Source organism: Klebsiella sp. MBT K-1 (assembly GCF_002556465.1).
Classification (GTDB): Bacteria; Pseudomonadota; Gammaproteobacteria; order Enterobacterales; family Enterobacteriaceae; genus Klebsiella; species Klebsiella grimontii.
The window spans coordinates 168,892-193,951 of the sequence record NZ_PDEL01000005.1; the positions used below are offsets into that span (position 1 = coordinate 168,892).

Consider the following 25,060-nt stretch of genomic DNA (forward strand, 5'->3'; position numbering starts at 1 on the left):
CGACCCAGCAGCAGGCAGATTATCTGCTTTGCGAATGCAAAAGCGGGCGGCATTATAGCTGCCATACGTTTTTGCGGCAACCAAAACCTCAGGCGCGCGGAGGATTAGCGCAATTCATTGGCCCGGCGAAATCGGCCCTGATAATCAAATACTTTCTCCCGCACCTGCCAGTATTGCCCCTTCATGCGCGCCACGACAAAGTCCGGATGGCGCAGCAGCGCCTGCTGGGCGATGATATCGGCGGGCGTTATCCAGCGCAGCGGCACGCCCGGCGTTCGGGTGTGCGGCCGGATAAAGAGCTGCTCAAAGGCGGTGCGCTGGGCGGGGGTATGCAGGCGGAAGCGCTCGCTGACGTCCGCGCCATCTTCATCGTAATAGGTGATTTTCAGCCAGCTGCCTTTATCATCCGCGCCGTGCTGCAGATCCATTCCGCTACAGCGCAGCACCAGCGCGTCTTTTAGCTTCAGCGCGGCTTTCAGCATGTCATCGGGGTCGACCAGAATGGTATCGCACTCGCGGCAGCGGCGGGCGGCGATATCGTTTTCCGCGTTGCACTGCGGGCAGTTTTTGAAGCGAAAGCGAAAATCACACTGCTCGCGATGGCCTTCGTCATCTTCAAACCAGCCCTGGCAGCGGCGGCCAAAGTGTTCAATCAGCGTGCCGTCGGCGGTGGTTTTCCCCCAGAACGTATTGGCGAAACCGCATGCCGGGCAAAACACCTGGACCGGCACGTTGTCGCTTTTTCCTTTCGGCGTCCCCACTTCCGGAGCATAGAGATCGTGCGGATTCCCGGCGTAATCAAGGATCAGGCAGTCGGTTTTACCCGGCGCCAGGCGCAGGCCGCGGCCGACGATCTGTTGGTAAAGACTCACCGACTCGGTCGGGCGCAGGATGGCGATCAGATCGACATGCGGCGCATCAAAGCCGGTGGTCAGTACCGCGACGTTGACCAGATAGCGATACTGCTGGGCTTTAAACGCTTCAATGATGCGATCGCGCTCCGGCCCCGGCGTTTCACCGGTAATTAAAGCCGCTTCACCCTGCGGAAGTAACCCGGTCACTTCACGGGCATGTTCAACGGTGGCGGCGAAAATCATCACCCCTTTACGCGTTTGAGCGAACTCGACGATTTGGCTAACGATATGCGGCGTGACGCGCTGCTGTTTTTTCAGCTCATGGTTCAGGTCGGCCTCGCTGAACAGGCCATTGCTTTGCGCCTGGAGACGGCTGAAGTCATACTGAACCACCGGCATATCCAGCCGCTCCGGCGGCGTCAGGTAGCCGTTCTTAATCATATAGCGCAGCGGCAGCTCGTAGATGCAGTCGCGAAACAGCGCGTTTTCATCGCCGCGCACCATGCCGTGGTAGTGGAACTGGTAAATCCATCCCTTACCGAGGCGAAAAGGCGTGGCGGTCAGCCCCAGCAGGCGCAGATGCGGATTGACCTGCTGAAGGTGGCTGATGATCTGCTGGTACTGGCTGTCATCATCGTCGCTGATGCGGTGGCACTCGTCGACAATCAGCAGCGAAAACTCCCCCTGAAACTGGTCAAGGTTGCGGGCGACCGACTGCACGCTGCCAAAGACCACTTTACCGTGGCTCTCTTTGCGCTTAAGGCCCGCGGCGAAAATATCCGCCTCCAGGCCGAGCGCGCAATACTTGGCGTGGTTCTGCGCCACCAGCTCTTTAACGTGCGCCAGCACCAGTACCCGACCGCGCGCCAGGCGCGCCAGTTCGGCGATGACCAGGCTTTTACCTGCGCCGGTCGGCAGGACAATCGCGGCGGGTTCATGGTGGCGGCGAAACCAGGCGAGCGTGGCGTCGACCGCTTCTTTTTGGTAGGGACGTAGTGTAAAGGTCATGAATTTATAGCGGTTAATTAACTCGCGAATAGTATGCCACGAATCTTTTCCCTTGAGTGGTGTTAATAGCTCGTTATACTACCTATGAAATTCTCCTTTTTCGGGCGCGTTGCCCGCTCCAGCACTCTTACAGGCTAAAAAAATCTCATGCGACTTGATAAGTTTATCGCTCAGCAACTTGGCGTTAGCCGGGCTATTGCCGGGCGTGAAATCCGCGGCAGCCGCGTTACCGTGGACGGCGACATTGTAAAAGACACTTCCTTCAAGCTTCTGCCGGAGCACGACGTCGAGTACGACGGCAATACGCTGGTTCAGCAGAACGGCCCGCGCTACTTTATGCTTAACAAGCCGCAGGGTTACGTGTGTTCCACCGACGATCCGGATCATCCGACGGTGCTTTATTTCCTCGACGTGCCGGTGGCGCACAAGCTGCATGCCGCGGGTCGCCTGGATATCGACACGACCGGGCTGGTGCTGATGACCGACGACGGTCAGTGGTCTCACCGCATTACTTCTCCTCGCCATCATTGTGAAAAAACCTATCTGGTGACGCTGGAAAACCCGGTTGACGAGACGACCGCCGAGCAGTTTGCCAAAGGCGTTCAGCTGCATAATGAGAAAGAGCTGACCAAACCGGCGGTGCTGGAAGTCGTGACCCCGACCGTGGTCCGCCTGACCATTAGCGAAGGGCGCTATCATCAGGTTAAGCGAATGTTTGCCGCGGTGGGTAACCATGTAGTGGGCCTGCATCGCGAACGTATTGGCGACATTGCGCTTGATGCGGCGCTGGCGCCCGGTGAGTATCGTCCGCTGACGGAAGCTGAAATTGCCAGCGTCGGCGGCCAACATGCGCGGAGTAAAACGTGACGGCAAAGCAGAATTCTTCATTAGGGATTGTGTTTATTCTTGGCCTGCTGGCGATGTTAATGCCGCTGTCGATTGATATGTATCTTCCGGCGCTGCCGGTGATCGCGGCGCAGTTTAACGTGCCGGACGGCAGCGCGCAGATGACGTTGAGCACCTATATTCTGGGCTTTGCCCTCGGCCAGCTGTTGTATGGCCCGATGGCGGACAGCTTAGGGCGTAAGCCGGTTATTCTTGGCGGTACGCTGGTTTTTGCCGCGGCGGCGGTGGCCTGCGCGCTGTCGCAGACTATCGATATGCTGATTACCATGCGCTTTTTCCACGGTCTGGCGGCCGCGGCGGCGAGCGTGGTGATTAACGCCCTGATGCGCGATATCTATCCCAAAGAAGAGTTCTCGCGGATGATGTCGTTCGTCATGCTGGTGACGACCGTCGCGCCGCTGGTGGCGCCGATGGTCGGCGGCGCTGTGCTGGTGTGGTTTAGCTGGCATGCGATCTTCTGGATCCTCGCGCTGGCTGCACTCTTAGCCTCGGCGATGATCGCGTTCTTTATTAGCGAGACCCTGCCGCCGGAACGCCGGCAGAAGTTTCACATTCGTACTACGTTAGGCAACTTCGCGACCCTGTTTCGCCATAAGCGGGTGCTCAGCTATATGCTGGCAAGCGGCTTTAGCTTCGCCGGGATGTTCTCGTTTCTGAGCGCCGGCCCGTTTGTGTATATCAATATTAACCACGTTTCGCCGCAGCACTTTGGCTACTATTTTGCGCTGAACGTCGTCTTCCTGTTTGTCATGACCATGATCAACAGCCGGTTTGTGCGGCGGGTTGGGGCGCTGAATATGTTCCGCGCCGGGCTATGGATCCAGTTTGCCATGGCGGTATGGATGGTGGTGTGCGCGCTGTTTGACGTGGGTTTTTGGGCGCTGGTGTTTGGCGTAGCGGCGTTCATCGGCTGCGTTTCGATGGTCTCTTCCAACGCGATGGCGGTGATTCTCGATGAGTTTCCGCATATGGCGGGGACCGCTTCCTCGCTGGCAGGCACTTTCCGTTTCGGCATTGGCGCCATTGTCGGCGCGCTGCTATCGATGGCAACGTTTACCACCGCCTGGCCAATGCTGATTTCCATCGCCTTCTGCGCCAGCAGCTCCATTCTCTTTTATCTCTACGCCAGCCGACGGCGCAAAGCCGCGCGCTAAGCGACTTTCAGGGGGCGATATCGCCCCTTTTTTTGATGCATATCAACCGAAGCCGGCTTCTCAGTTCAGTAATTTGTTTATTTTATGTAAAATCAAATCGCTCTAAAAGTCGCATGATTGCGATAAAAAAGTTGTTTTAGATCACAGAAACGGGTACATATAGCCCGAAGATGTTCCACCTGCACAATTATAAACTTTTACATTACAAACCAATAACACGGCTATGCCACTGGTGTAAGCGTTTTCTGTGCAGGATCAGGACTAGTTGTCAATAATGTGTTAGTATTGATGTAAAATTATTGTGAAGTATTTTGCTTCCGGGGTAAACACGTGAATACACTGCAACTCTCTATCGTACACCGTCTGCCGCAGAGCTATCGCTGGCTGGCCGGTTTTGCAGGTTCAAGAGTTGAACCGATTCCGCAAAACGGCTCGCAGAGTGAAAACAGCCTCGTGGCGTTGAAACTACTCAGCCCCGATGGCGAAAGCGCGTGGCCGGTCATGCATAAACTCAGCCAGGCCCTTAGCGACATCGAGGTCGACAGTTCTGTCGTGGAATGCGAAGGGGAACCGTGCCTGTTTGTTAACCGTCAGGACGAATTTGCCGCGACCTGTCGCCTGAAAAATTTCGGCGTGGCGATTGCTGAACCCTTCTCCGGCAACAACCCCTTCTGACCGTCAGCTCAACGCCAGCAGCTGACGGGTATACTCCTGCTGCGGAGCGGTAAATACGCGCTCGCACTCACCCTGCTCGACGACTTCTCCCTGCCGCAGCACCATCACCTGATGACACAGCGCCCGCACGACGCGTAAATCATGGCTGATAAAAATATAGGCCAGCTGATGCTTTTGCTGTAACGCCTTCAGCAGCGCGAGGATTTGCGCCTGCACGGTTTTATCCAGCGATGAGGTGGGCTCATCCAGCACAATAAGCTGCGGTTTGACGACCAGCGCCCTGGCGATAGCGATGCGCTGACGCTGGCCGCCGGAGAAGGCGGCAGGGTAGCGATGCCGTGATTGCGGATCGAGACCTACCTCCTGCATCGCCTGAATCACCGCCTGTTCCCGTTCGGCGGGCGTGAGCGTTGGCTGATGAACGCGCAGTCCCTCTTCAATAATTTGCAGCACGTTGAGCCGCGGGTTTAACGATGAGTTAGGGTCCTGAAACACCACCTGCATGCGGCGACGCAGCGGCAGCATTTGCTGACGGTTACGTCCCTGAAGCGCCTCACCGTCAAAGGCGATCGCGCCAGCGGAATGAATCAGACGCAGAAGCGCCAGCCCGGTGGTGCTTTTGCCCGATCCTGACTCGCCGACCAGCCCCAGCGTTTCTCCCGCGCGCAAATGAAAGCTGACGGCATTAACGACGCGGTTATGATCGACAACCCGTCGCAGCAGACCTTTACGTATCGGAAAGGCGATACTCAGGTTTTCCGCCCGCAGTAATACCGGGGCATCGGGCGCGAGCGGGACGGGATCGCCCGACGGCTCGCTGTCCAGCAGGCGGCGGGTATAAGGGTGTTCGGGGGCGAAAAACAGCGCCTGGCAGCCGTTTTGTTCGACGCAGCGGCCGTTCTGCATCACCGCGACGCGATCGGCGAGCTGACGAACGATGCTCAGGTTATGGGTGATAAACAGCAGCCCCATATTTAACTCTTGCTTCAGCTCGCGCAGTAGCGTGAGGATTTGCGCCTGCACCGAGACGTCCAGCGCGGTAGTGGGTTCGTCGGCGATAAGCAGCTCCGGGCGGGTCAATAGCGCCATGGCGATCATCACCCGCTGGCGCTCGCCGCCGGACAGCTGATGCGGATAGTCAGCCAGCCGCCGGGGCGCATTGCGGATCCCGACGCGCTCCAGGCAGTCGAGGATTTCTCCGCGCGCCGCTTCTTTACGCATCCCGCGATGCAAGGAGAGCACTTCGTACAGCTGTTTTTCCAGGGTATGCAGCGGATTAAGCGAAACCATCGGTTCCTGGAAGATCATCGCGATGCGGTTACCGCGCACGCCGCGCAGGGTGCGCTCATCCGCGTGCAGCAGCGACTGACCGTGAAAGCGGATATCGCCGGTGGGATAGCTGACCGGCGGCGACGGGAGCAGCCGCAGCACCGATAGCGCGGTTACGCTCTTACCGGAGCCGGACTCGCCGACCAGCGCCAGGGTCTCGCCGACGGCAATCTGCAGCGACAGTTCGCTGACGACGGAGGTGGTTTCTCCCTGCTGGCGAAAGGCGATGGAGAGGTTATCGATATCTAACAGAGGTTGCGTCATGCTACACCGCCTTGCTTGGGTCAAAGGCATCGCGAACCGCCTCACCAATAAAAATCAATAACGTCAGCAGCACCGCCACCGACAGAAAGGCGGCGATGCCCAGCCAGGGCGCCTGAAGGTTGTTTTTACCTTGCAACAGCAGTTCACCCAGCGAAGGAGAGCCCAGCGGCAGGCCAAAGCCGAGAAAATCGAGCGAGGTCAGGGTGGTTATCGAACTGCACAGAATGAACGGCAGGAAGGTCAGGGTGGCGACCATGGCGTTAGGCAGCATATGGCGCAGAATAATCGCGCGATCGCTGACGCCAAGCGCCTGCGCGGCGCGGATATAATCATAGTTACGGGTGCGCAGGAACTCGGCGCGGACGACGCCGACCAGCGTCATCCAGCCGAACAGCACGGTAATGGCCAGCAGCCACCAGAAGTTGGCCTGCACAACGCTTGAGAGCAGGATAATCAGAAACAGCGTCGGCATTCCCGACCATACCTCGATAAACCGCTGTCCCCAGAGGTCAATCTTTCCACCGTAATAGCCCTGAACGGCGCCGGCCATCACGCCCAGCACGCTGGAGAAGAAGGTCAGCAGCAGACCAAAGAGAATGGAAATGCGCGTACCGTACAGAATTCGCGCCAGCACGTCCCCGCCGTTGGCATCGGTGCCCAGCCAGTTCTGGGCTGACGGCGGCGAAGGGAAGGGCGCATCGGTGGCGAAATTTATGGTCGTCGCGCCGAACCGAACCGGCGCCCACAGGGCCCAGCCGTTATCGTCCAGCCGCTTTTGCAGCCACGGGTCCTGATAGTCGGCGGCGGTGGCAAAGCTGCCGCCGAAGGTGGTCTCGCTGTAGTTTTTCAGGAGCGGGACGTAGAGGCTGCCGCGGTACTGGACGAGTAGCGGCTTATCGTTAGCAATCAGCTCGGCGCACAGGCTACAGGCGAAAAGCGCTAAAAAGATCCATAGCGACCAGTAGCCGCGGCGGTTGTGGCGAAAACGCGCCCAGCGAGCCTGATTGACGGGACTAAAAAATGACATTAGCGGCCCTCAAAATCGATACGCGGATCGACCAGCGTATAGCTGATATCGCTGATGATATTCAGCAGCAGGCCAATCAGGGTAAAAATATACAGCGTGCCGAACATGACCGGGTAATCGCGAGATACGGTGGCTTCATAGCCCAGCAGCCCCAGTCCGTTAAGCGAGAACATCACTTCAATCAGCAGCGAGCCGGTAAAAAACATGCTGATAAAGGTAGCCGGGAAACCGGCGATCACCAGCAGCATCGCGTTGCGAAACACGTGTCCCCAGAGGATCTGCTTTTCGCTTACCCCCTTGGCGCGGGCGGTAACCACGTACTGCTTGCGGATCTCATCAAGAAAGCTGTTTTTGGTCAGCATCGTGAGGGCGGCAAAACCGCCGATCACCGTTGCCAGCACCGGTAGGGTGATATGCCAGAGATAGTCGAGGATTTTTTGGTACCACGGCAGGCTGTCGAAGTTGGCGGACACCAGCCCGCGTAGCGGAAAGAGATCGAAATAGCTGCCGCCGGCAAAGATAACGATCAGCAAAATGGCGAACAGGAACGCTGGGATCGCATAGCCGATAATAATCAGCGTACTGCTCCAGACGTCAAAATGGCTGCCGTTGCTGACCGCTTTACGGATCCCCAGCGGAATCGACACCAGATAGATAATGAGCGTACTCCATAAGCCCAGGGTGATAGAGACCGGCAGGCTGTCTTTAATCAGCTGCAGCACCGATGAGCTACGAAACAGGCTATCGCCAAAATCAAAGCGCAGGTAATCTCCGAGCATTTTAAAATAGCGCTCGTGCAGAGGCTTATCAAAGCCGTAGCGGTGGGTTATCTCGGCAATCACTTCCGGGTCCAGCCCGCGCCCGCCGCGATAGTGCCCATCGCTGATGTTGCTGACGCCGGTACGCGCATGGCTGGCGCCCATCCCGCCGTCACCGGCGCCGGGCAAGCCGCCGCGATCGCCGAACTCAATCGCCGCAATCGCCTGATCGACCGGGCCGCCGGGCGCAATCTGCACAATAAAAAAGTTAATGGTGATAATCGCCCATAGGGTGGGGATGATGAGCAGTAGTCGGCGGAGCAGATATGCACCCATCTTAATTCCTTAGCGTCTGTCCGCGGGGAGTCTGGCCGCTTTGCTTGCGTCGTACCACCCGTTTTCGAAACCGGAGGAGTAGATCGCGCGGGTCTGCGGGAAGGAGAATTTGTCCCAGTATGCGGTTCGGTCCTGGGCCATATACCACATCGGCAGCATGTAATAGTTCCACGTCAGCACGCGGTCGAGAGCCCGGCCCAGCGGCAGCAGCTTTTCTTTATTACCCTGCCAGCGAATAATCTGCGCGATGAGCTGGTCGACGGCCGGGCTTTGGACCCCAGAGGCGTTGTAGCTGGAGTTAATATATTGGGAGTCCCAGGAGACTTGCAGGCCGGTGTCGGGCCAGGGCGTGGCGCGCCAGACGTTTGGCATCATGTCGTAATCCCGACTGCGCTTGCGATTGCTGTACTGGGAGTTGTCGACCTGGCGGATATCCATAACGATGCCGAGCCGCTGAAGATTGTGCTGAAAGGGCAGGACCCAGCGATCGCTGCTGCCGGAGGGAAGCAGCAGCTCAAAGCGTAACGGTTTGCCGCTCTTCGCATTCACCCGGCGCTGGTTTTTCACTATCCACCCCGCCTGGTTAAGGATGGCATCCGCTTTCAGCAGGTTTGCGCGAGCGAAACCATCGCCGCTGGAAATTGGCGGCCGGTATATCTGCGTGAAGACTTCGGCCGGGATCTCTTTTTTCAGCGGCGTCAGCAGCGCCAGCTCGTCGGCATCCGGATAATCGCGCGCCGCGTATTCGGTATTCTGAAAGAAGCTGTTGGCGCGGCTGTAGGAGCCATAGAACAGCGCCTTATTCATCCATTCAAAATCAAAGGCGAGGGTGATGGCTTCGCGCACCCGGCGGTCGGAAAATACCGGGCGCTGAATATTAAACGCCAGCCACTGCGTGTTCTGCGCCGAAGTGTTGGTGTATTCGTCTTTGACGATATAGCCGTGGGTAAAGTTGCGTCCAACGTAGCGGGTCGCCCAGTTTTTGGCAACGTTCTCTTCGCGGCGGTCGACGGCGCCGGCCTTAAAGGCTTCGAAAGCAACGTTGTCATCCAGATAATAGTCGTAGCGCAGCGAGTCGAAATTCCAGCGCCCGCGGTTGACCGGCAAATCGGCAGCCCAGTAGTCCTTTACCCGCGAGTAGGTAATGTACTGGCCCATGCGCCAGGCGGTGATGCGATACGGGCCGCTGGCCAGCGGCGGCGCAGAGAGAGGGTCGCTGAGCTTATGATTCCTCCAGTATTTTTCCGGCATAACGGGCAGCGTCATCAGGCTAAGCATGTTCTCTTTGCCCGGGGCGGCTAAATCAATGCGCACGGTGAGCGGAGCGATGGCTTTTACGCGGGTGCCTTTATAATAGAGGCGAAACTGCGGTACCCCTTCGGTCATAAACTTCTGGAAGGTAAACGCGACATCGCTGGCGGTGATGGGGCTGCCGTCGTGGTAGCGGGCGCGCGGATTGAGCGTAATCTCCATCCACGAAAAATCATCGGCGTAGCGCGCATGCTCGGCAATCAGCGGATAGTAGCTGCCGGGCTCATCGTCAGAGGTGGTGAAGAGCGTATCGTATAAGCTTTCGGTACGAATACCCGGGTTGCCGCGCAGGGCGTAGCGGTTGAAATTATCAAAGGTACCGATGGCGGCGAGGGTAATTGCGCCGCCCTTAGGCGCGGCGGGATTGGCATAATCGTAATGGGTAAAGCCTGCGGCGTATTTCGGCTCGCCGATAATCGCGAACCTGTCGCTCTCTTTAATGGTTTGCGCCTGGCTCTGCAGGCTAAATAAGGTCAGCAGTATCAGGCTGATGCGCGCAAAAATAACCAGGATATCGTCCTCCCATGCCGGGCCTGAAACGGCCCGGCCTCTGATAGCAAATAATAAAGGACACTTAGCGGGTTGGGAAATATTTCGCCGGTTCATCATGGGCGGCGATCAGCGCTTCCAGCGTCAGCGGCCGGCTTAGCCAGTATCCCTGCAAATAATTTACCCCATGATCGCGCAGCCATTCCGCCTGCTCCTGCGTTTCCACGCCTTCGGCGACGGTGGTGAGCTTCAGCCGGCGGCTTAGGGTGATAACCGCGTCCAGCACCGGCGAGGTCACGGTCTCCGTGCCGATAGCCTGTACGAAGCCGCGGTCTATCTTCAGGTAATCAAAGTTATAGCGTTCCAGATAAATTAGCGCGCTATGGCCGGTACCGAAATCATCAATCGCAATTTCAAAACCCTGCTCGTGCAGCCAGTCGAAGTTTTCTAAGGAACGATTTTTATCGATCATCGCGCGCTCGGTGATTTCCAGCACCACGCTAAAATGGTCGGTCGGCATAGCGGCGGTAAATCGCTGCAGATCCTGCTGAAAGCTCCCGGCGTGTAGGTGAATGGGGAAATATTGATCCCCAGCTTGCTTCCGGCGGGCAGGAGCGTTTGCAGAACAGGCGCATCCTGCGCAATCAACGTTAAGAGATGGCGGGTAAGCGGAACGATGATCTGCTGGGTTTCTGCAAGGTTGATAAAGACATCGGGAGGGATCTCGCCGGCCACCGGATGCCGCCAGCGCATCAGCACCTCAACGCCGCTGATTTGTAGCGTCTCTGACCTCACCACCGGTTGATAGACCACGTAAAACTGATCGTTTTTGATGGCCAGCAGAAGCTCTTTACGCGGGTCCGACTTAATGGTGAGAACGTAGTAGCTTAAAAGTCCGGCCAGCAGTCCGCACACGACGCCCAGCAGCAGAGCGAACTGCGTATTCTCCGCCAGCCAGCTGTTGGCGTAGAGATAGACTTTCAGCGGCAGGCCGTCAATTTGCGTCTGGCGAATAGGTGGCGAGAGCAGGGTCTGCGGGTCGATGAGCTGGTTACTGAAGGTGGAAATGGCGACGTCCTTAATGGCCAGCGCCAGGCCGCTGAAATCATTCTGTCGCGCTGAATAGAGGATATAGGGCGTCAGGTTGGCATTAATCGAGACAAAAATACCGTCTTTCCCGCCGTGGGGGCTACGAACCCACAACGCCAGCGCGGCGCTTTTGGGCATCATTGGCGTCCCGGGCAGAATCGCCATATCGACCGCTTGAGTAACATCAAGCTGGGGTATGAGCTGGGTTAAGGGCGTACTCATCGCGCCTGTGGCGGAGGAACAAAACGCGAGGCCATTTTTGACCAGCAGGACGGCGCGTACGTTTGGGCTGAAGGCCGCATGGGCGGTTAAGCCTGAGGCAACGTTCTCACATGGCTCATCGACCAGCGGCTGCAGGCCGTGGATAGTCTGATTTAAATCGTGAAAATAGTCCTGCAGATAGGTATGGACGTTGTTAATAATGGCGTCGAAACGCTCCGCCCGGTTGTGATAAATCACCATAAACTGGATGCTACCGGCCAGCAGGGCGACGGCTATTCCAATACATATACTGGTCAGCCAGTTTTTTCGCCGGGGAGCGAGGTGACGGGTAGGCATAGGCTATATAGTCAGTCCGTATTGTTGATGTGCGCCAAAGGGCTGATAGAAAAACGCTTTTTCTATCCCTGCTTAAAGACATAGCTTATTTTACGAAGTTTATTGGCTGGCGAGCAAAAAAAAACACCGCCTCGGCAGTGTTTTTTTGTTTCTTCCGTTGGCCAAGGGATTAACCAACGGCAGAAGACGATTACGAACGGCTCAGAACGCGTCGCGCTTCGTTATAGCGCTTTTTCCAGTACGGCTCATCCATGCTTGAAATGGTCACACCGCTGCTGGTGGATGCATGAACAAACTGATTGTTGCCGATATAGATACCAACGTGGCGGCCCGTGGAGCCGGCGCGGAACAGGACTAAATCACCGGTACGCAGCTGGGCGCGGCTGATCGATTTTCCGGAATCCTGCTGCTCTGAAGTGGAGCGCGGCAGTTCCAGGCCAAACTGTTCACGGAAAGTCCGTTGCACAAAGGCGGAACAATCGATGCCTTTACGGGTGCTGCCGCCGAGGCGGTAACGCACGCCCTTCCAGCTGGCATACTGATCCATCAAGCGGGACTTCACGTCCAGGTTGCGGACCATCGTTTCAAATTCATCCTGAGAGGCTTGCAGTGATGATAAATCGCCACTACCCACAGCAAGCGTCTCAGAATGCATATTTCTGGCGGTACTATTTGAACTACACGCGGAAAGCAGAACCGCAACTGCAATCGCGGGGGCGACCCGCAAGATATATCTCAAAATCGGCTGAGATTTGACCATGCTGTGTGTTATCCCTTGTTGTCCTTAACGACAATGTCGTTATAAAAAATGCCAAACGTGTTAGAGCCTAATTACCTGGTCGCAATGAGACAATTCCGTAAGCATAAAACTGTGGAGTCACGCACAAATTTATTCATTCTATGAATTGATGTTGCTGACGAGGCAAAACGAGATTGAGGTTACCCGATCAACCGGGGGATGGCGAGCGGTTTTACGCATTTTCATATAAGTATTTTTGCGACAAAAAGTGAATCATCGGCAAAGGACAAAATAGCGACAGTGGTGGGTAAAAAATACGCAATTTACTCATTTTTAAGATGATTAATATGACAGGAAGATGATACGTGATGAGAAAACAGGCGCGGGCAAAAAAAGGGACCCAGAACGATCCCTTATGAATGATATTAATTAATTGTAAAGATAGATTTAATTTTTTGCTTTTCTACCCGGAAGGTGGCGCTCAAATAAGGCAATAACCTTATCGCTCAATGAGGTCATCAATACCCAGGGGGCGCCAATGAGCACCGCCGTTAATGAGCCGACTGCAATATCGGTAAACCAGTGGGCGCCAATCATCACGCGTGGGAAAGCGAACACCACGAATATCACCAGCGCGATAGCAAACGCCCGGCGACCAAAATAACGCCACATAAATGACGCAAATATCAGCAGCATCATCCCGTGATCGCCCGGGAAGCTATCTTTTGAAGCGTCTTTGGTGGGGAATGAGATCACATCGCTCACTTTGGTGATGTCGGTAAAAGAGAGCGAAGGGCTGGCGCGCTTAACCGGCATCAGGTGCTGGGCCAGCTGATTGATAATGACGGCAGCCAGCAGCATCACCAGGCCGATGATAATCACCCGGCGGCGTCCGGCGCTCTGCTCTTTGAACCAGAAGCTCAGCATCAGGCTGCCCATCGCCAGTAGCGAGCAGGCGTCAAAGGCGCGGTTATTGATAATCGCCAGCAGCCAGGTATAGGCGGTGCTCACGCCAACCAGGTGATTAAAGAAATAGAAGATCGCTGAGTCCAGCGGATTCCAGAAACCATGGTTAACGGGAAGGTACCATGAACAAAAAAGCGCTATACCCGCCGCGTTCAGCAGCAGGATAAGGGGAATTCGATTTTTAATCATAACTATCATGTATTGGGTAAACGACGGCAACCATAGCCGTCTTAACTTAAACGAATCCTCAACAAGGAGGCCTGCAGTGCGTTCCAGTCCGTCTCGGTATCGGCAATCAGCTCGATGCGGCTGTCGGGTGGGGAGACGTTCTGCGTCTCAATATGCAGATCAAGCTGTTGACGATTGATCCGTACCAGCCCCTCCGCAATGCGCATAACGCCTTTGACGCGCCCGACCGGCGCCAGGCGCGCCCATTCGAGCAGGGCAACGGTGTCGAAAACGGTTTCAGCGTCAAAAATCCAGCCGCAGGCGTGATAGCCCTGACCGCTATTGAGGCTGCGGCGCCAGCGCTGATGGGCGGGGAGGCTCAGTGCCGCAAGGCCTTGTTTCTGCTCGTGGCCGTGGGCGTGTTCGGCGCTGGCGGGGAGCGGCGCAAGGTTGCGGCGCGGTAAATCAAGCAGCGCCGGGTCGATATTACCCCGCGTGGCGCTGACGAATCGGCGATCGCCTGCGTAGGCTTGCCACCATGCGGCAAAGGCGCGTTGACTCTCCTCCGTCGAGCGGTCGGCTTTATTGCTGATAATAACGTCAGCGGCCGCCAGCTGGTCGCGAAAGTTGTCGTTGGTCACCGCTTTTTCGTCCAGCAGCTGGCGCGGGTCCAGCACGCACAGGGTGGCGCGCAGGTCGATCCACGGCTCGTATACCGCGGCGGTCAGCATATCGAGGATCTGTTTAGGATGGCCCAGCCCGGTGGGTTCTATCAGCAGGCGATCGGGTTTGCCCTGGCGTAGCAGGGTATTGAGCCCGACCTGCATCGGCAGGCCGTTTACGCAGCACATGCAGCCGCCGGGGATCTCTTTGAGCAGCGCGCCGCTTTCCGCCAGCAGCGCGCCGTCAATACCCACTTCACCAAACTCGTTGACCAGCACGGCCCATTTTTCATCCGCGGGCTTATTGGCCAGCAGATGCAGAATCGTCGTGGTTTTGCCGCTGCCGAGAAACCCCGTGATCAAGTTGGTTTTGGTCACTTTTTCTCCAGGATAAATGTAATGTTGTAACAGTTACGCCTATCCTGACGAAAAAAAGGGAGAAAGAGAAGACTTAGCGCGGACAGAAGGGGATTCTGTCCGCTAAAAGGCAGTTATTGTTAAGCGTTCAGCGTGCCGGCAATCGCCTGACGCGCGCCAAAGGCGGCAAGCTGATGCCATGCGGCGGTGATGTGAGCGACAAACTGCGGATCCTGCGGCAGGTCGCGGCCGAAGATCTCCTCAAGCGAGAGCAGGGCCGCCACGCGCTGGTGTTCATCGCTGGCGGAGACCAGTTTCTGTATCTTATCGGCCAGCGGATCGCGAATATCAATGGCATTTCCGCCATCGTCAATCCCGCTGACGTAGCGCATCCAGCCCGCGACGCCGAGCGCCAGCAGCGGCCAGCGGCTGCCTTGCGCAAGGTGGACGCGAATACCGTCAAGCATACGTTGCGGCAGCTTCTGGCTGCCGTCCATGGCGATTTGCCAGGTGCGATGCTTCAGCGCCGGATTGCTGAAGCGTTCGATCAGGCTGTCAGCATACGCCGTCAGATCCACGCCCTGGATAGATAAGGTCGGCGCCTGTTCGTCAAGCATCAGTCGGTAGGCGGCGCTGCGGAAAATCGGATCCTGCATGCAGTCGCTAATATGCGCATGACCCGCCAGATAGCCAAGCCAGGCGAGGAACGAGTGGCTGCCGTTGAGCATCCGCAGCTTCATCTGTTCCCACGGCAGTACGTCATCGGTCATCTGAACGCCCGCGGTTTCCCACGCCGGGCGTCCGGCAACGAAGTTATCTTCGATAACCCACTGAATAAAGGGTTCGCAGCTGATAGCGCAGGGGTCTTCTACGCCCAACGCGGCGCTAATTTCCGCCAGCGATTCATCGGTGGCGGCTGGCACAATGCGGTCAACCATGGTGCCGGGAAAGCTGACGCGCTCGGCGATCCACTGCGCCAGCTCCGGGCTCCGTTTTTCTGCCATTCCCAACACGGCGTTTTTCACCACATGCCCGTTGTTGGGGATGTTATCGCAGGAGAGGACGGTAAACGGCGGTAGTTCACGCTGACGGCGGCGCGATAACGCTTCGACCAGAATGCCGGGAACCGATTGCGGCAGCGTCGGGTTTTGCAGATCGTGGATAATGCGCGGCTGCGTCATGTCCAGCAGGCCGCTGGCCGGATCGATGCAGTAGCCTTTTTCGGTGATGGTCAGAGAGACGATGGCGACCTGCGGTTCGCAAAATTTCTCAATAATCGCGGCCAGCGAATCCAGTTTTGCGTTCAGGCATTCATGGACGGCGCCGACCACGATTGGCTGATTGCCCTCGGCGCCTTTTTCCAGCACGGTAAACAGGTGGTCCTGCTGGCGAAGCTGGCTCATCAGCCGATCGCCGCTGAACAGGCTGATCTCACAAATCCCCCAGTCCCCGCCGCCGGCGTTAAGCACCCGATCGGTGAGGAGCGCCTGGTGCGCGCGATGAAACGCGCCGAAACCAAAATGCACAATACGCGAACGCAGCTGGCTGCGGTCATATTGAGGGAGCTGTACGCCTTCCGGCAGCGTAGCCGTAGCTATGGTAGTCATTCTTAACACACCTGATTAACGGATAATTAACATTCCCAGTGTAAAGTTATATGACAACAAATTAAATTGGTGAGCCTTGTTTATCCGCTTAATGTGAGCTCGGTCATCATTTTTTGGCTGGCTACCCGGCTGGCTTGAAAAGCGGGCGCGCTTAATGGCGGAAAGGAGCGACAGTTTAATTACTTTTGGTATAACAACTTTGCGGCGTGTGAAGGGAGAGCAACGTTGCCAGCAGAGAGAGGGCCAGGCGCTGCGGATAAGGTGCGAAAAAAAGGCAGCGCTGGCTGCCCTTTATGATGTTGCAAACGCAGAGTTTAGTCCGCGCGGCCCATGTAGCGGCTCTCTTCGATATGGATACGAATGCGCTCGCCCGCGCTCAGGTATTCAGGCACCTGAACGACCAGGCCGGTGCTCAGCGTCGCCGGTTTGTTACGGGCGCTTGCGGATGCGCCTTTGATACCCGGCGCCGTCTCTACGATTTCCAGATCCACGGTCTGCGGCAGCTCCAGCGCCAGCAGCTGGCCGTCCCAGGTCAGAACCTGCATATCCGGCATGCCGCCTTCCGGCATAAACAGCAGCTCTTCTTCGATCTGCTCTTTGGTGAAGATATACGGGGTGTAATCTTCTTTATCCATAAAGACGTATTCGTTGCCATCGATATAGGAGAAGTCAACGAAGCGGCGGGTCAGGGTGACGGTATCGACGATGTCGTCGCCTTTAAAGCGTTCTTCCACTTTCAGGCCGGTGCGCACATCGGAGAAACGCATTTTGTACAGCGTCGCTGCGCCGCGGGCGCTCGGTGACTGAATATCAATATTTTTAACAATCAGCAGTTTGCCGTTGTAATTCAGCACCATACCTTTTTTAATTTCATTCGCTCTTGGCATTGCAGTCATCCTGTCACTTAAAGGGTCGAAAATATCGCGTAAAACTACTCGCGCCGGGCCTTTCAGGCAAGTGGAATTCGCCTGTTTTGCTATCTTCAGGCAAAACGTTTAGGCTGGGCTGCTAAACGCGTTATCGGAAGAGTCGATTATGGAATGCCGCCCTGAATGCGGAGCTTGCTGTATCGCTCCTTCTATCTCCAGCCCTATCCCGGGCATGCCGCAGGGCAAGCCGGCAAACACCCGCTGCGTACAGCTATCGGAAAATAACCTGTGTCATATTTTTGGCTCGCCGTTAAGGCCGAAAGTATGCGCCAGCCTGAAGCCGGAAGCGGAAATGTGCGCCACCAATCGCGATGACGCCATGATCTGGCTGCTTCATCTTGAACTGAGCACTTCATCGTGACGACGCAAGCCGGCGCGAACATCCTTTAAACGTCTTTAATACGCCACAGGCAGGCCTGAGTGGCGATGCCCATCACCAGCGCAATCCAGAAGACGGCGTGATAGCTCCAGATTTCCGCGACGACGCCCGCCAGCGAACCGGCGATAATCCAGCCAACGCGCGTGGTATTGGTATAAAGCGTAGTGGCCGCACCCGCCTGCCCGGGCATCAGATCCTGAAAATAGAGCATGCCGATACCGGCGAGAATGCCGATGAAAATGGCGTTCAGCGCCTGCAGGGCCAGCAGCAGTCCGGTGGTATGCACGGTTAGCATGCCAACGTAAAACAGCACGCCGGCCACCGCCGAAATGCGCATCAGGAAGCGTTTGCCGAAGCGTTTGGCATAGTAGCCCGCAATCAGCATGGTCGGGATTTCCAGTCCGGCGGCGGTGCCCATCATGACTCCCGCCAGCTTTTCCGATAAATGCAGCTCATTGATGATAAACAGCGGCATATTAATGATGTACAGGCTGTTGATTCCCCACATCAGCGTACAGATGATAAACAGCAGCAGCGCGTCGCGGCGGTTGGTGCGCGGCGCTTCGAGATGGCCCGTAGCGATCTTCGGCTCTTTACGCATGCTGGGAAGAAAAAACCAGACCATCGCGCCGCAGACCACAAAGGCGACCGCCGCGCTGAGATACATCACGGTAAAGCCGAAACCCATCGCCAGCGCGTAGGCCAGCGGCGGCCCAATAACCCATGCCAGCGACACCTGAGCGCGCAGAATCGAGCTAAACATGACCGCCTCGCGGCCCGTTTTGTCCGCATGCTCGCGGGCGAGGGCAAACATCTGTGGGTTCGCGGTGGAGCCGAAGCTGCTGAGGAATACGCCGACGAACAGCAAAATAAAATAGTTACGGTTCCAGGCGAAGAGCACGCAGGCCAGCACGCCCATCAGGCAGCAGAAGACGATCAGCCGCTTGCGGTCGCCTTTGCGATCCGAACGCCCGGCGAGGAACTGGCTTACCAGAATGCCGATCACCGCGCTGCCGGTAAAAAAGAAGCCGACCATCGCCGGTCGGACGTGAACCTCGTTAGTCAGAAACAGGCTCAACGTCGGCGTCTGGAGTGCCCCGGCGATACCCGTCAGGAAGGCGACGATCAGAAAGGCGGAAGAGGTGAGATCAAACCCGCGTCGTGGCAGGGCGGCGCTACTGTTTTGCATGTCGGCGTTCATCGGTTTTCAGGAGTCGCGGAGTTTACGCCGTCACTCAGAAAATGAACAGTACCAGGGCACGAATAAATCAAAAAGACGTTTCAAAATCAAACTTCAGCAGAAAGCTGAAGTTTTGCCGGTCTCGGCGCTCCCGCTTCAGCAAAAGTGTGCTGTATCTCTAACTTCTGTTATCAGGATTCCAACTTTCCTTGCCTGATGGCTAATAAAGGTACAGACTTCTTGAAACGTTTCAGCGTCATCGGGAGATTCTCCGGCAGGTAGATGACGCATTTTTTCTCAAAGTAGCTGAAACGATTCAATTCAGCAGGAGAGGAGAACCATGTTCCAGTTATCTGTGCAGGATATTCATCCCGGTCAGCAGGCCGGTAATAAAGAAGAGGCTATTCGTCAGGTTGCCTCCGCGCTGGTCAGCGCGGGCAACGTGGCAGACGGCTACGTCAACGGGATGCTGGCTCGCGAGCAGCAAACCTCCACTTTTCTGGGGAACGGTATTGCGATTCCGCACGGTACCACCGACACCCGCGACCAGGTGCTGAAAACCGGCGTTCAGGTTTACCAGTTCCCTCAGGGCGTGACCTGGGGCGAAGGGCAAACCGCCTACGTCGCCATCGGTATCGCCGCCAGCTCGGATGAACACCTTGGGCTGCTGCGTCAGCTGACCCACGTGCTGAGCGACGACTCCGTGGCTGAACAGCTTAAGTCCGCGACGACCGCCGAAGAGCTGCGCGCCCTGCTGATGGGCGAAAAGCAGAGCGAAGCGCTGAAGCTGGATAACGAGACGCTGACCCTGGACGTTGCGGCCAGCGATTTGCTGACCCTGCAGGCGCTGAACGCCGCGCGGCTGAAAGAAGCCGGCGCCGTCGATGCTTCCTTTGTTAGCCGTACGATTAATGATAAACCGCTGAACCTTGGTCAGGGCATCTGGCTGAACGACAGCACCGAAGGTAACCTGCGCAGCGCCGTTGCCGTCAGCCGCGCGGCCAACGCCTTCACCAGCGATGAGCAGCCGGTTTCTCTGCTGATCACCGTCGCGATGGCCGATGACCAGCCGACGGCGGTGCTTAATCGCCTGAGCAATCTGCTCCTGGATAAAAAAGCTGACCGCTTGCTGAAGGCTGATGGCGCCACGCTGCTGGCTCTCCTGACCAGCGACGATGCGATTGCCGAAGATGTTCTCAGCGCGGAATACGTTATCCGCAACGAGCACGGGCTGCACGCGCGTCCCGGCACGATGCTGGTTAATACCATTAAACAATTCTCCAGCGACATTACCGTCACCAACCTTGATGGTTCGGGCAAACCGGCAAACGGCCGCAGCCTGATGAAAGTCGTGGCGCTGGGCGTGAAGAAAGGTCACCGCTTGCGCTTTACCGCGCAGGGTGAAGATGCGCAGCAGGCGCTGGATGCGATTGGCGAAGCGATCGCCGCAGGCCTTGGGGAGGGCGCATAAATGAGCAGACGTGTCGCAACGATTACTTTAAACCCGGCCTATGACCTGGTGGGTTTTACCCCGGAAATTGAACGCGGCGAGGTTAACCTCGTTCGCACCACCGGTTTGCACGCCGCAGGGAAGGGGATCAACGTTGCAAAAGTGCTGAAAGATCTCGGTATCGACGTCACCGTTGGCGGTTTCCTCGGTAAAGACAATCAGGATGGTTTTCAGCAGCTGTTCAGTGAACTGGGCATCGCAAACCGTTTTCAGGTCGTTCAGGGCCGTACCCGTATCAACGTCAAGCTGACTGAGAAAGATGGCGAAGTCACCGACTTCAACTTCTCCGGCTTTGAAGTGACGCCGGGCGACTGGGAGCGTTTTGTTAACGATTCTCTGAGCTGGCTGGGCCAGTTCGATATGGTCTGCGTAAGCGGCAGCCTGCCGTCCGGCGTGAGCCCGGAAGCGTTCACCGACTGGATGACCCGTCTGCGTAGCCAATGCCCGTGCATCATTTTTGATAGCAGCCGCGAAGCGCTGGTTGCGGGGCTGAAAGCGGCGCCGTGGCTGGTTAAACCTAACCGTCGCGAGCTGGAAATCTGGGCTGGCCGCAAGCTGCCTGAGATGAAAGATGTCATTGAAGCCGCTCATGCGCTGCGTGAGCAGGGGATCGCCCACGTGGTTATCTCTCTTGGCGAAGAAGGCGCCCTGTGGGTCAACGCATCCGGAGAATGGATTGCCAAACCGCCTTCCGTTGAAGTGGTTAGCACCGTTGGCGCCGGCGACTCTATGGTTGGCGGCCTGATTTATGGCCTGCTGATGCGTGAGTCCAGCGAGCATACGCTGCGCCTGGCAACGGCAGTCGCCGCGCTGGCGGTGAGTCAGAGCAATGTCGGTATTACCGATCGTACCCAGTTGGCCGCAATGATGGCGCGCGTCGACTTACAACCCTTTAATTAACAGCAGGAGAGGCATAATGAAAACGCTGCTGATTATTGATGCCGGGCTTGGACAGGCCCGCGCCTATATGGCGAAGACCCTGTTAAGCACCGCGGCGCAAAAAGCGCAACTCGAACTGATTGATAACCCAAACGACGCTGAGCTGGCGATTGTGCTGGGCACGGCGCTGCCGGCCGACAGCGCGCTGAACGGCAAAAAGGTGTATCTCGGCGATATCAACCGCGCCGTGGCTCACCCGGAGCTGTTCCTCGGTGAGGCCAAAAGCCACGCGACGCCTTACGCCGCTCCGGCCGCTGCTGCGTTGCCGACTGCGGCTAACGGCCCAAAACGCATTGTGGCGGTCACCGCTTGCCCGACCGGCGTCGCGCACACCTTTATGGCGGCGGAAGCGATTGAAACCGAAGCTAAAAAACGCGGCTGGTGGGTGAAGGTTGAAACGCGCGGCTCCGTAGGCGCGGGCAATGCAATCACCCCGGAAGAGGTTGAACAGGCGGATCTGGTGGTCGTCGCTGCCGATATCGAAGTGGATCTGGCGAAATTCGCCGGTAAGCCGATGTATCGCACCACCACCGGTCTGGCGCTGAAGAAAACCGCGCAGGAGCTGGATAAAGCCGTGGTTGAAGCGAAACCGTATCAGCCTGCGGGTAAATCCCAGGCCGCGGCGGAAGGCAAAAAAGAGTCTGCGGGCGCCTATCGCCACCTGCTGACCGGCGTGTCGTACATGCTGCCGATGGTGGTGGCGGGCGGTCTGTGTATCGCGCTCTCCTTCGCTTTTGGTATTAAAGCCTTTGAGGTGAAAGACACCCTGGCCGCGGCGCTGATGCAAATCGGCGGTGGCTCAGCCTTCGCGCTGATGGTACCGGTTCTGGCGGGCTTTATTGCCTTCTCTATCGCTGACCGTCCTGGCCTGACGCCGGGTCTTATCGGCGGTATGCTGGCGGTGAGCACCGGTTCTGGCTTTATCGGCGGTATTATCGCCGGTTTCCTTGCCGGTTATGTGGCGAAAGCGATCAGTACGAAGCTGAAGCTGCCGCAAAGTATGGAAGCGCTGAAACCGATCCTGATCATTCCGCTGGTTTCCAGCCTGATCGTCGGTCTGGCGATGATTTACCTGATTGGTAAACCCGTTGCCGGGATCCTCGAAGGTCTGACCCACTGGCTGCAAACCATGGGCACGGCGAACGCGGTTCTGCTCGGTGCGATCCTCGGCGGTATGATGTGTACCGATATGGGCGGTCCGGTGAACAAAGCGGCCTACGCGTTTGGTGTTGGCCTGCTGAGTACCCAGACTTATGCGCCGATGGCGGCCATCATGGCGGCGGGTATGGTTCCACCGCTGGCCCTGGGCCTGGCGACGCTGATTGCGCGTAAAAAGTTCGACAAAGCGCAGCAGGAAGGCGGAAAGGCCGCGCTGGTTCTCGGTCTGTGCTTTATCACCGAAGGGGCTATTCCATTCGCCGCCCGTGACCCGATGCGCGTCCTGCCTTGCTGTATCGTTGGCGGCGCGGTGACCGGCGCGATGTCCATGTGGGTTGGCGCGAAGCTGATGGCGCCGCACGGCGGTCTGTTCGTCCTGCTGATCCCTGGTGCGATTACGCCGGTGCTTGGCTACCTGATGGCGATTGTGGTCGGTACGCTGGTCGCAGGTCTCTCCTACGCGGTGCTGAAACGTCCTGAAGTTCAAGCCGCCTGATCGACGTAGCAAACGCTTCTCAAGGGCAGAGTCTTCTCTGCCCTTTTTTTTATGCCGCATTCTTCCTCCTCCCATCCCACCGTATGTGCTCTCCTTCGCATTTTTAAACTGTTTAAAAACCATACTGGCCAAATTTTGTGATTGTGTTCATGTTCATATGAAAATCCTATTTTGCTTCTCTTTACTTTAAAATTATTCCGCTTACCATAAACACATGTTCACATTCAAACATGTGTTTAAATGAAGGGCTGTGAATCGTGAGGTGTTTATTTCCTGATATTAAATAATTCTACTGCCATAGCGTTTTTTATGCTGGAGGGTATTTTTATGCCTGAAAATGATTACGTTGTGATTATTGGATCGGCAAACATGGATGTGGCTGGCTATTCCAATGTGTCGCTAAACTACGCTGATTCTAATCCTGGGAAAATAAAATATACTCCCGGCGGCGTGGGGCGCAACATTGCGCAAAATATTGCCTTGTTGAATAAAACGGCGTGGCTATTATCCGTTGTTGGTGACGATTTTTATGGTCATTCATTATTAAAACAAACGGCCCAGTCCGGGGTTCACGTCGATAAATGTCAGATAATCCCGGGTGAAGGCACATCAAGCTATTTGTCGCTGCTTGATAATACCGGTGAAATGCTGGTGGCGATTAATGATATGAGCATCACTGAGCATATTACGCCGGCCTTTTTAAGGCAGCATCAAGATTTTATCTGCGGTGCCGCGGTGATTGTCGTTGACTGTAATATTAGCGAGTCGGCGCTGGCCTGGTTGATGGAAAATAGCGGCTCAACGCCCATTTTTGTTGACCCGGTTTCAGCCTGGAAATGCGTGAAAATCAGCCAGCACCTGGGGCGTATTCACACCCTGAAACCGAACCGGATTGAGGCAGAAACGCTGAGCGGCATCGCGCTGTCCGGCACTGACGATGTGGCTCGCGTAGCCGACTGGTTTCACCATCATGGCCTGAAACGCCTGGTGCTGAGCATGGGCGGCGATGGCGTTTACTACAGCGAGAGAGATGGGGAACGCGGCTGGTCCGCGCCGCTGAAAACCCAGGTTGTCAATGTCACCGGCGCCGGTGACGCGATGATGGCCGGTCTTGCCTGCTGCTGGCTCGACGGCTGCTCATTTTCGCAAGCGGTGAAGTTTGCTCAGGGATGCTCTTCTTTGGCGCTTTCATCGGAATTCACCAATAACCCTGAATTATCTTACGCCAACGTAAAAAAGGTAGTGGAGAAAGAATATGTCTGAATTAAATATTTCCTCTGAATTATTACAGGTCTCTGCGGAAGTTCAGCAGGCATTAAAAAACAATCAGCCGATAGTGGCGTTGGAATCGACCATTATTTCTCACGGCATGCCGTTTCCGGAAAATGCGCAAACGGCGCTGGAAGTAGAAGAAACTATTCGTCGCCAGGGAGCGGTGCCGGCAACCATTGCGATTATTCATGGCGTAATGAAAGTGGGCTTAAGCCGTGAAGAAATTGAACTTTTGGGCCGCGAAGGACATAACGTCGCCAAAGTCAGTCGTCGTGATTTACCCTTTGTTGTCGCCGCAGGATTAAATGGCGCGACTACCGTGGCGTCTACCATGATTATTGCGGCGATGGCCGGAATTAAAGTCTTTGCGACCGGCGGTATCGGCGGCGTACATCGTGGCGCCGAGTACACGTTTGATATTTCCGCCGATTTACAGGAGCTCGCTAATACCAACGTTACCGTGGTCTGTGCCGGTGCGAAATCTATTCTCGATCTCGGTTTAACCACCGAGTATTTAGAAACGTTTGGCGTTCCGCTTATTGGTTATCAAACTTCGGCGCTGCCGGCATTCTTCTGCCGAACCAGCCCGTTTGACGTCAGCATTCGCCTCAATAGCGCCAAAGACATCGCCAAAGCGATGGCGGTGAAATGGCAATCGGGTCTGAATGGCGGCATGGTGGTAGCAAATCCTATTCCTGAAGCGTTCGCGATGCCGGAAGAGAAAATCAATGCCGCCATCAATCAGGCGGTGAAGGAGGCGGAAGAGCAGGGTGTAGTGGGTAAAGCGAGCACGCCGTTCCTGCTGGCGCGCGTTGCGGAGCTGACCGGCGGCGATAGCCTGAAATCCAACATTCAGCTGGTCTTCAACAACGCCATTCTGGCCTGCGAGATTGCCAAAGAGTATCAGCAGATCGCCTGACGACAGTCGCGGGCCGTTTGC

Annotated in this window: 20 protein-coding genes and 1 pseudogene; 9 read left to right on the forward strand and 12 right to left on the reverse strand. The window is 56.4% G+C overall.

All coding sequences use genetic code 11. The features are described from left to right. Window positions 1–104: 104 nt before the first annotated feature. Window positions 105–1,862 (reverse strand): DEAD/DEAH box helicase, encoded by a 1,758-nt coding sequence (locus CMQ96_RS09160; protein WP_004133912.1) that lies wholly within the window; start codon window positions 1,860–1,862, stop codon window positions 105–107. A 147-nt stretch (window positions 1,863–2,009) separates the two neighbouring features. Here CMQ96_RS09160 and rsuA point away from each other — a divergent pair, with 147 nt between their 5' ends. The 3 genes from rsuA to CMQ96_RS09175 all read left to right on the forward strand — a co-directional run bounded on the left by rsuA (window position 2,010) and on the right by CMQ96_RS09175 (window position 4,597). Continuing rightward, window positions 2,010–2,729 carry a 16S rRNA pseudouridine(516) synthase RsuA gene (rsuA, locus tag CMQ96_RS09165; protein WP_098066637.1) on the forward strand — a complete coding sequence of 240 codons (720 nt, stop codon included), beginning with the start codon at window positions 2,010–2,012 and terminating at the stop codon, window positions 2,727–2,729. Next, the gene (locus tag CMQ96_RS09170) at window positions 2,726–3,922 is read left to right on the forward strand and encodes a Bcr/CflA family multidrug efflux MFS transporter (protein WP_004122939.1); all 1,197 of its coding nucleotides are present in this window, start codon (window positions 2,726–2,728) and stop codon (window positions 3,920–3,922) included. Before rsuA ends, CMQ96_RS09170 begins: the two co-directional genes overlap by 4 nt. A 330-nt stretch (window positions 3,923–4,252) precedes the next feature. Then, window positions 4,253–4,597 carry a YejG family protein gene (locus tag CMQ96_RS09175; protein WP_004133916.1) on the forward strand — a complete coding sequence of 115 codons (345 nt, stop codon included), beginning with the start codon at window positions 4,253–4,255 and terminating at the stop codon, window positions 4,595–4,597. A gap of 3 nt (window positions 4,598–4,600) precedes the next feature. Here the strand turns inward: CMQ96_RS09175 and yejF are convergent, their stop codons facing one another. The 10 genes and pseudogenes from yejF to yeiP all read right to left on the reverse strand — a co-directional run bounded on the left by yejF (window position 4,601) and on the right by yeiP (window position 17,144). Beyond that, window positions 4,601–6,190 (reverse strand): microcin C ABC transporter ATP-binding protein YejF, encoded by a 1,590-nt coding sequence (yejF, locus tag CMQ96_RS09180; RefSeq protein ID WP_024359221.1) that lies wholly within the window; start codon window positions 6,188–6,190, stop codon window positions 4,601–4,603. Window position 6,191: 1 nt separating this feature from the next. Continuing rightward, on the reverse strand, window positions 6,192–7,217 hold the full coding sequence (locus tag CMQ96_RS09185) for an ABC transporter permease (RefSeq protein ID WP_004132447.1): 1,026 nt from the start codon (window positions 7,215–7,217) through the stop codon (window positions 6,192–6,194). After that, entirely contained in the window at window positions 7,217–8,311 is a 1,095-nt protein-coding gene (locus CMQ96_RS09190; RefSeq protein WP_064343003.1) for a microcin C ABC transporter permease YejB, read from the reverse strand. Before CMQ96_RS09190 ends, CMQ96_RS09185 begins: the two co-directional genes overlap by 1 nt. Before the next feature lie 9 nt (window positions 8,312–8,320). Then, a complete protein-coding gene (locus CMQ96_RS09195) occupies window positions 8,321–10,126 on the reverse strand; it encodes an extracellular solute-binding protein (RefSeq protein ID WP_098066693.1) in 1,806 nt (601 codons plus the stop codon). Window positions 10,127–10,196: 70 nt separating this feature from the next. Beyond that, window positions 10,197–11,758, reverse strand: a pseudogene (locus CMQ96_RS09200) (cyclic di-GMP phosphodiesterase). Between the two features lie 190 nt (window positions 11,759–11,948). Continuing rightward, window positions 11,949–12,518 carry a bifunctional murein DD-endopeptidase/murein LD-carboxypeptidase gene (gene mepS, locus CMQ96_RS09205; RefSeq protein ID WP_004122922.1) on the reverse strand — a complete coding sequence of 190 codons (570 nt, stop codon included), beginning with the start codon at window positions 12,516–12,518 and terminating at the stop codon, window positions 11,949–11,951. 426 nt (window positions 12,519–12,944) lie between these two features. Then, the gene (locus CMQ96_RS09210) at window positions 12,945–13,658 is read right to left on the reverse strand and encodes a phosphatase PAP2 family protein (protein ID WP_024359217.1); all 714 of its coding nucleotides are present in this window, start codon (window positions 13,656–13,658) and stop codon (window positions 12,945–12,947) included. A gap of 35 nt (window positions 13,659–13,693) precedes the next feature. Beyond that, a complete protein-coding gene (locus CMQ96_RS09215) occupies window positions 13,694–14,671 on the reverse strand; it encodes a GTP-binding protein (protein ID WP_024359216.1) in 978 nt (325 codons plus the stop codon). A gap of 119 nt (window positions 14,672–14,790) precedes the next feature. Continuing rightward, entirely contained in the window at window positions 14,791–16,257 is a 1,467-nt protein-coding gene (locus tag CMQ96_RS09220) for a mannitol dehydrogenase family protein (protein WP_098066639.1), read from the reverse strand. A gap of 314 nt (window positions 16,258–16,571) precedes the next feature. Continuing rightward, window positions 16,572–17,144 carry an elongation factor P-like protein YeiP gene (gene yeiP / locus CMQ96_RS09225; RefSeq protein ID WP_004122911.1) on the reverse strand — a complete coding sequence of 191 codons (573 nt, stop codon included), beginning with the start codon at window positions 17,142–17,144 and terminating at the stop codon, window positions 16,572–16,574. Between the two features lie 148 nt (window positions 17,145–17,292). On the opposite strand from yeiP, the gene CMQ96_RS09230 reads away from it, so the two are divergent. Further along, window positions 17,293–17,547: a YkgJ family cysteine cluster protein gene (locus CMQ96_RS09230; protein ID WP_004870363.1), complete on the forward strand. Its 255-nt coding sequence runs from the start codon at window positions 17,293–17,295 to the stop codon at window positions 17,545–17,547. A gap of 25 nt (window positions 17,548–17,572) precedes the next feature. Here CMQ96_RS09230 and setB read toward each other — a convergent pair whose 3' ends face one another. Then, window positions 17,573–18,754 carry a sugar efflux transporter SetB gene (gene setB / locus CMQ96_RS09235; protein ID WP_098066695.1) on the reverse strand — a complete coding sequence of 394 codons (1,182 nt, stop codon included), beginning with the start codon at window positions 18,752–18,754 and terminating at the stop codon, window positions 17,573–17,575. Window positions 18,755–19,085: 331 nt separating this feature from the next. On the opposite strand from setB, the gene fruB reads away from it, so the two are divergent. The 5 genes from fruB to CMQ96_RS09260 all read left to right on the forward strand — a co-directional run bounded on the left by fruB (window position 19,086) and on the right by CMQ96_RS09260 (window position 25,039). Further along, complete coding sequence (fruB, locus tag CMQ96_RS09240; protein WP_004870368.1) at window positions 19,086–20,216, forward strand: fused PTS fructose transporter subunit IIA/HPr protein; 1,131 nt, start codon at window positions 19,086–19,088, stop codon at window positions 20,214–20,216. Then, window positions 20,217–21,155, forward strand: a complete 939-nt coding sequence (gene fruK / locus CMQ96_RS09245) for a 1-phosphofructokinase (protein ID WP_004103928.1) — start codon at window positions 20,217–20,219, stop codon at window positions 21,153–21,155. Window positions 21,156–21,171: 16 nt separating this feature from the next. Beyond that, complete coding sequence (fruA, locus tag CMQ96_RS09250; RefSeq protein WP_024359214.1) at window positions 21,172–22,848, forward strand: PTS fructose transporter subunit IIBC; 1,677 nt, start codon at window positions 21,172–21,174, stop codon at window positions 22,846–22,848. Between the two features lie 327 nt (window positions 22,849–23,175). Continuing rightward, window positions 23,176–24,111: a pseudouridine kinase gene (locus CMQ96_RS09255; RefSeq protein ID WP_024359213.1), complete on the forward strand. Its 936-nt coding sequence runs from the start codon at window positions 23,176–23,178 to the stop codon at window positions 24,109–24,111. Then, a complete protein-coding gene (locus tag CMQ96_RS09260) occupies window positions 24,104–25,039 on the forward strand; it encodes a pseudouridine-5'-phosphate glycosidase (RefSeq protein ID WP_098066641.1) in 936 nt (311 codons plus the stop codon). The genes CMQ96_RS09255 and CMQ96_RS09260 overlap by 8 nt, the downstream gene beginning before the upstream one ends. Window positions 25,040–25,060: the final 21 nt, after the last annotated feature.

Bases quoted from the DNA above. Each gene is read 5' to 3' on its own strand.
- CMQ96_RS09160 (WP_004133912.1), bottom strand. From the start codon at position 1,862: ATGACCTTTACACTACGTCCCTACCAAAAAGAAGCGGTCGACGCCACG.
- rsuA (WP_098066637.1), top strand. From the start codon at position 2,010: ATGCGACTTGATAAGTTTATCGCTCAGCAACTTGGCGTTAGCCGGGCT.
- yejF (WP_024359221.1), bottom strand. From the start codon at position 6,190: ATGACGCAACCTCTGTTAGATATCGATAACCTCTCCATCGCCTTTCGC.
- CMQ96_RS09185 (WP_004132447.1), bottom strand. From the start codon at position 7,217: ATGTCATTTTTTAGTCCCGTCAATCAGGCTCGCTGGGCGCGTTTTCGC.
- CMQ96_RS09190 (WP_064343003.1), bottom strand. From the start codon at position 8,311: ATGGGTGCATATCTGCTCCGCCGACTACTGCTCATCATCCCCACCCTA.
- mepS (WP_004122922.1), bottom strand. From the start codon at position 12,518: ATGGTCAAATCTCAGCCGATTTTGAGATATATCTTGCGGGTCGCCCCC.
- CMQ96_RS09220 (WP_098066639.1), bottom strand. From the start codon at position 16,257: ATGACTACCATAGCTACGGCTACGCTGCCGGAAGGCGTACAGCTCCCT.
- yeiP (WP_004122911.1), bottom strand. From the start codon at position 17,144: ATGCCAAGAGCGAATGAAATTAAAAAAGGTATGGTGCTGAATTACAAC.
- CMQ96_RS09230 (WP_004870363.1), top strand. From the start codon at position 17,293: ATGGAATGCCGCCCTGAATGCGGAGCTTGCTGTATCGCTCCTTCTATC.
- setB (WP_098066695.1), bottom strand. From the start codon at position 18,754: ATGCAAAACAGTAGCGCCGCCCTGCCACGACGCGGGTTTGATCTCACC.
- fruB (WP_004870368.1), top strand. From the start codon at position 19,086: ATGTTCCAGTTATCTGTGCAGGATATTCATCCCGGTCAGCAGGCCGGT.
- fruK (WP_004103928.1), top strand. From the start codon at position 20,217: ATGAGCAGACGTGTCGCAACGATTACTTTAAACCCGGCCTATGACCTG.
- fruA (WP_024359214.1), top strand. From the start codon at position 21,172: ATGAAAACGCTGCTGATTATTGATGCCGGGCTTGGACAGGCCCGCGCC.
- CMQ96_RS09255 (WP_024359213.1), top strand. From the start codon at position 23,176: ATGCCTGAAAATGATTACGTTGTGATTATTGGATCGGCAAACATGGAT.
- CMQ96_RS09260 (WP_098066641.1), top strand. From the start codon at position 24,104: ATGTCTGAATTAAATATTTCCTCTGAATTATTACAGGTCTCTGCGGAA.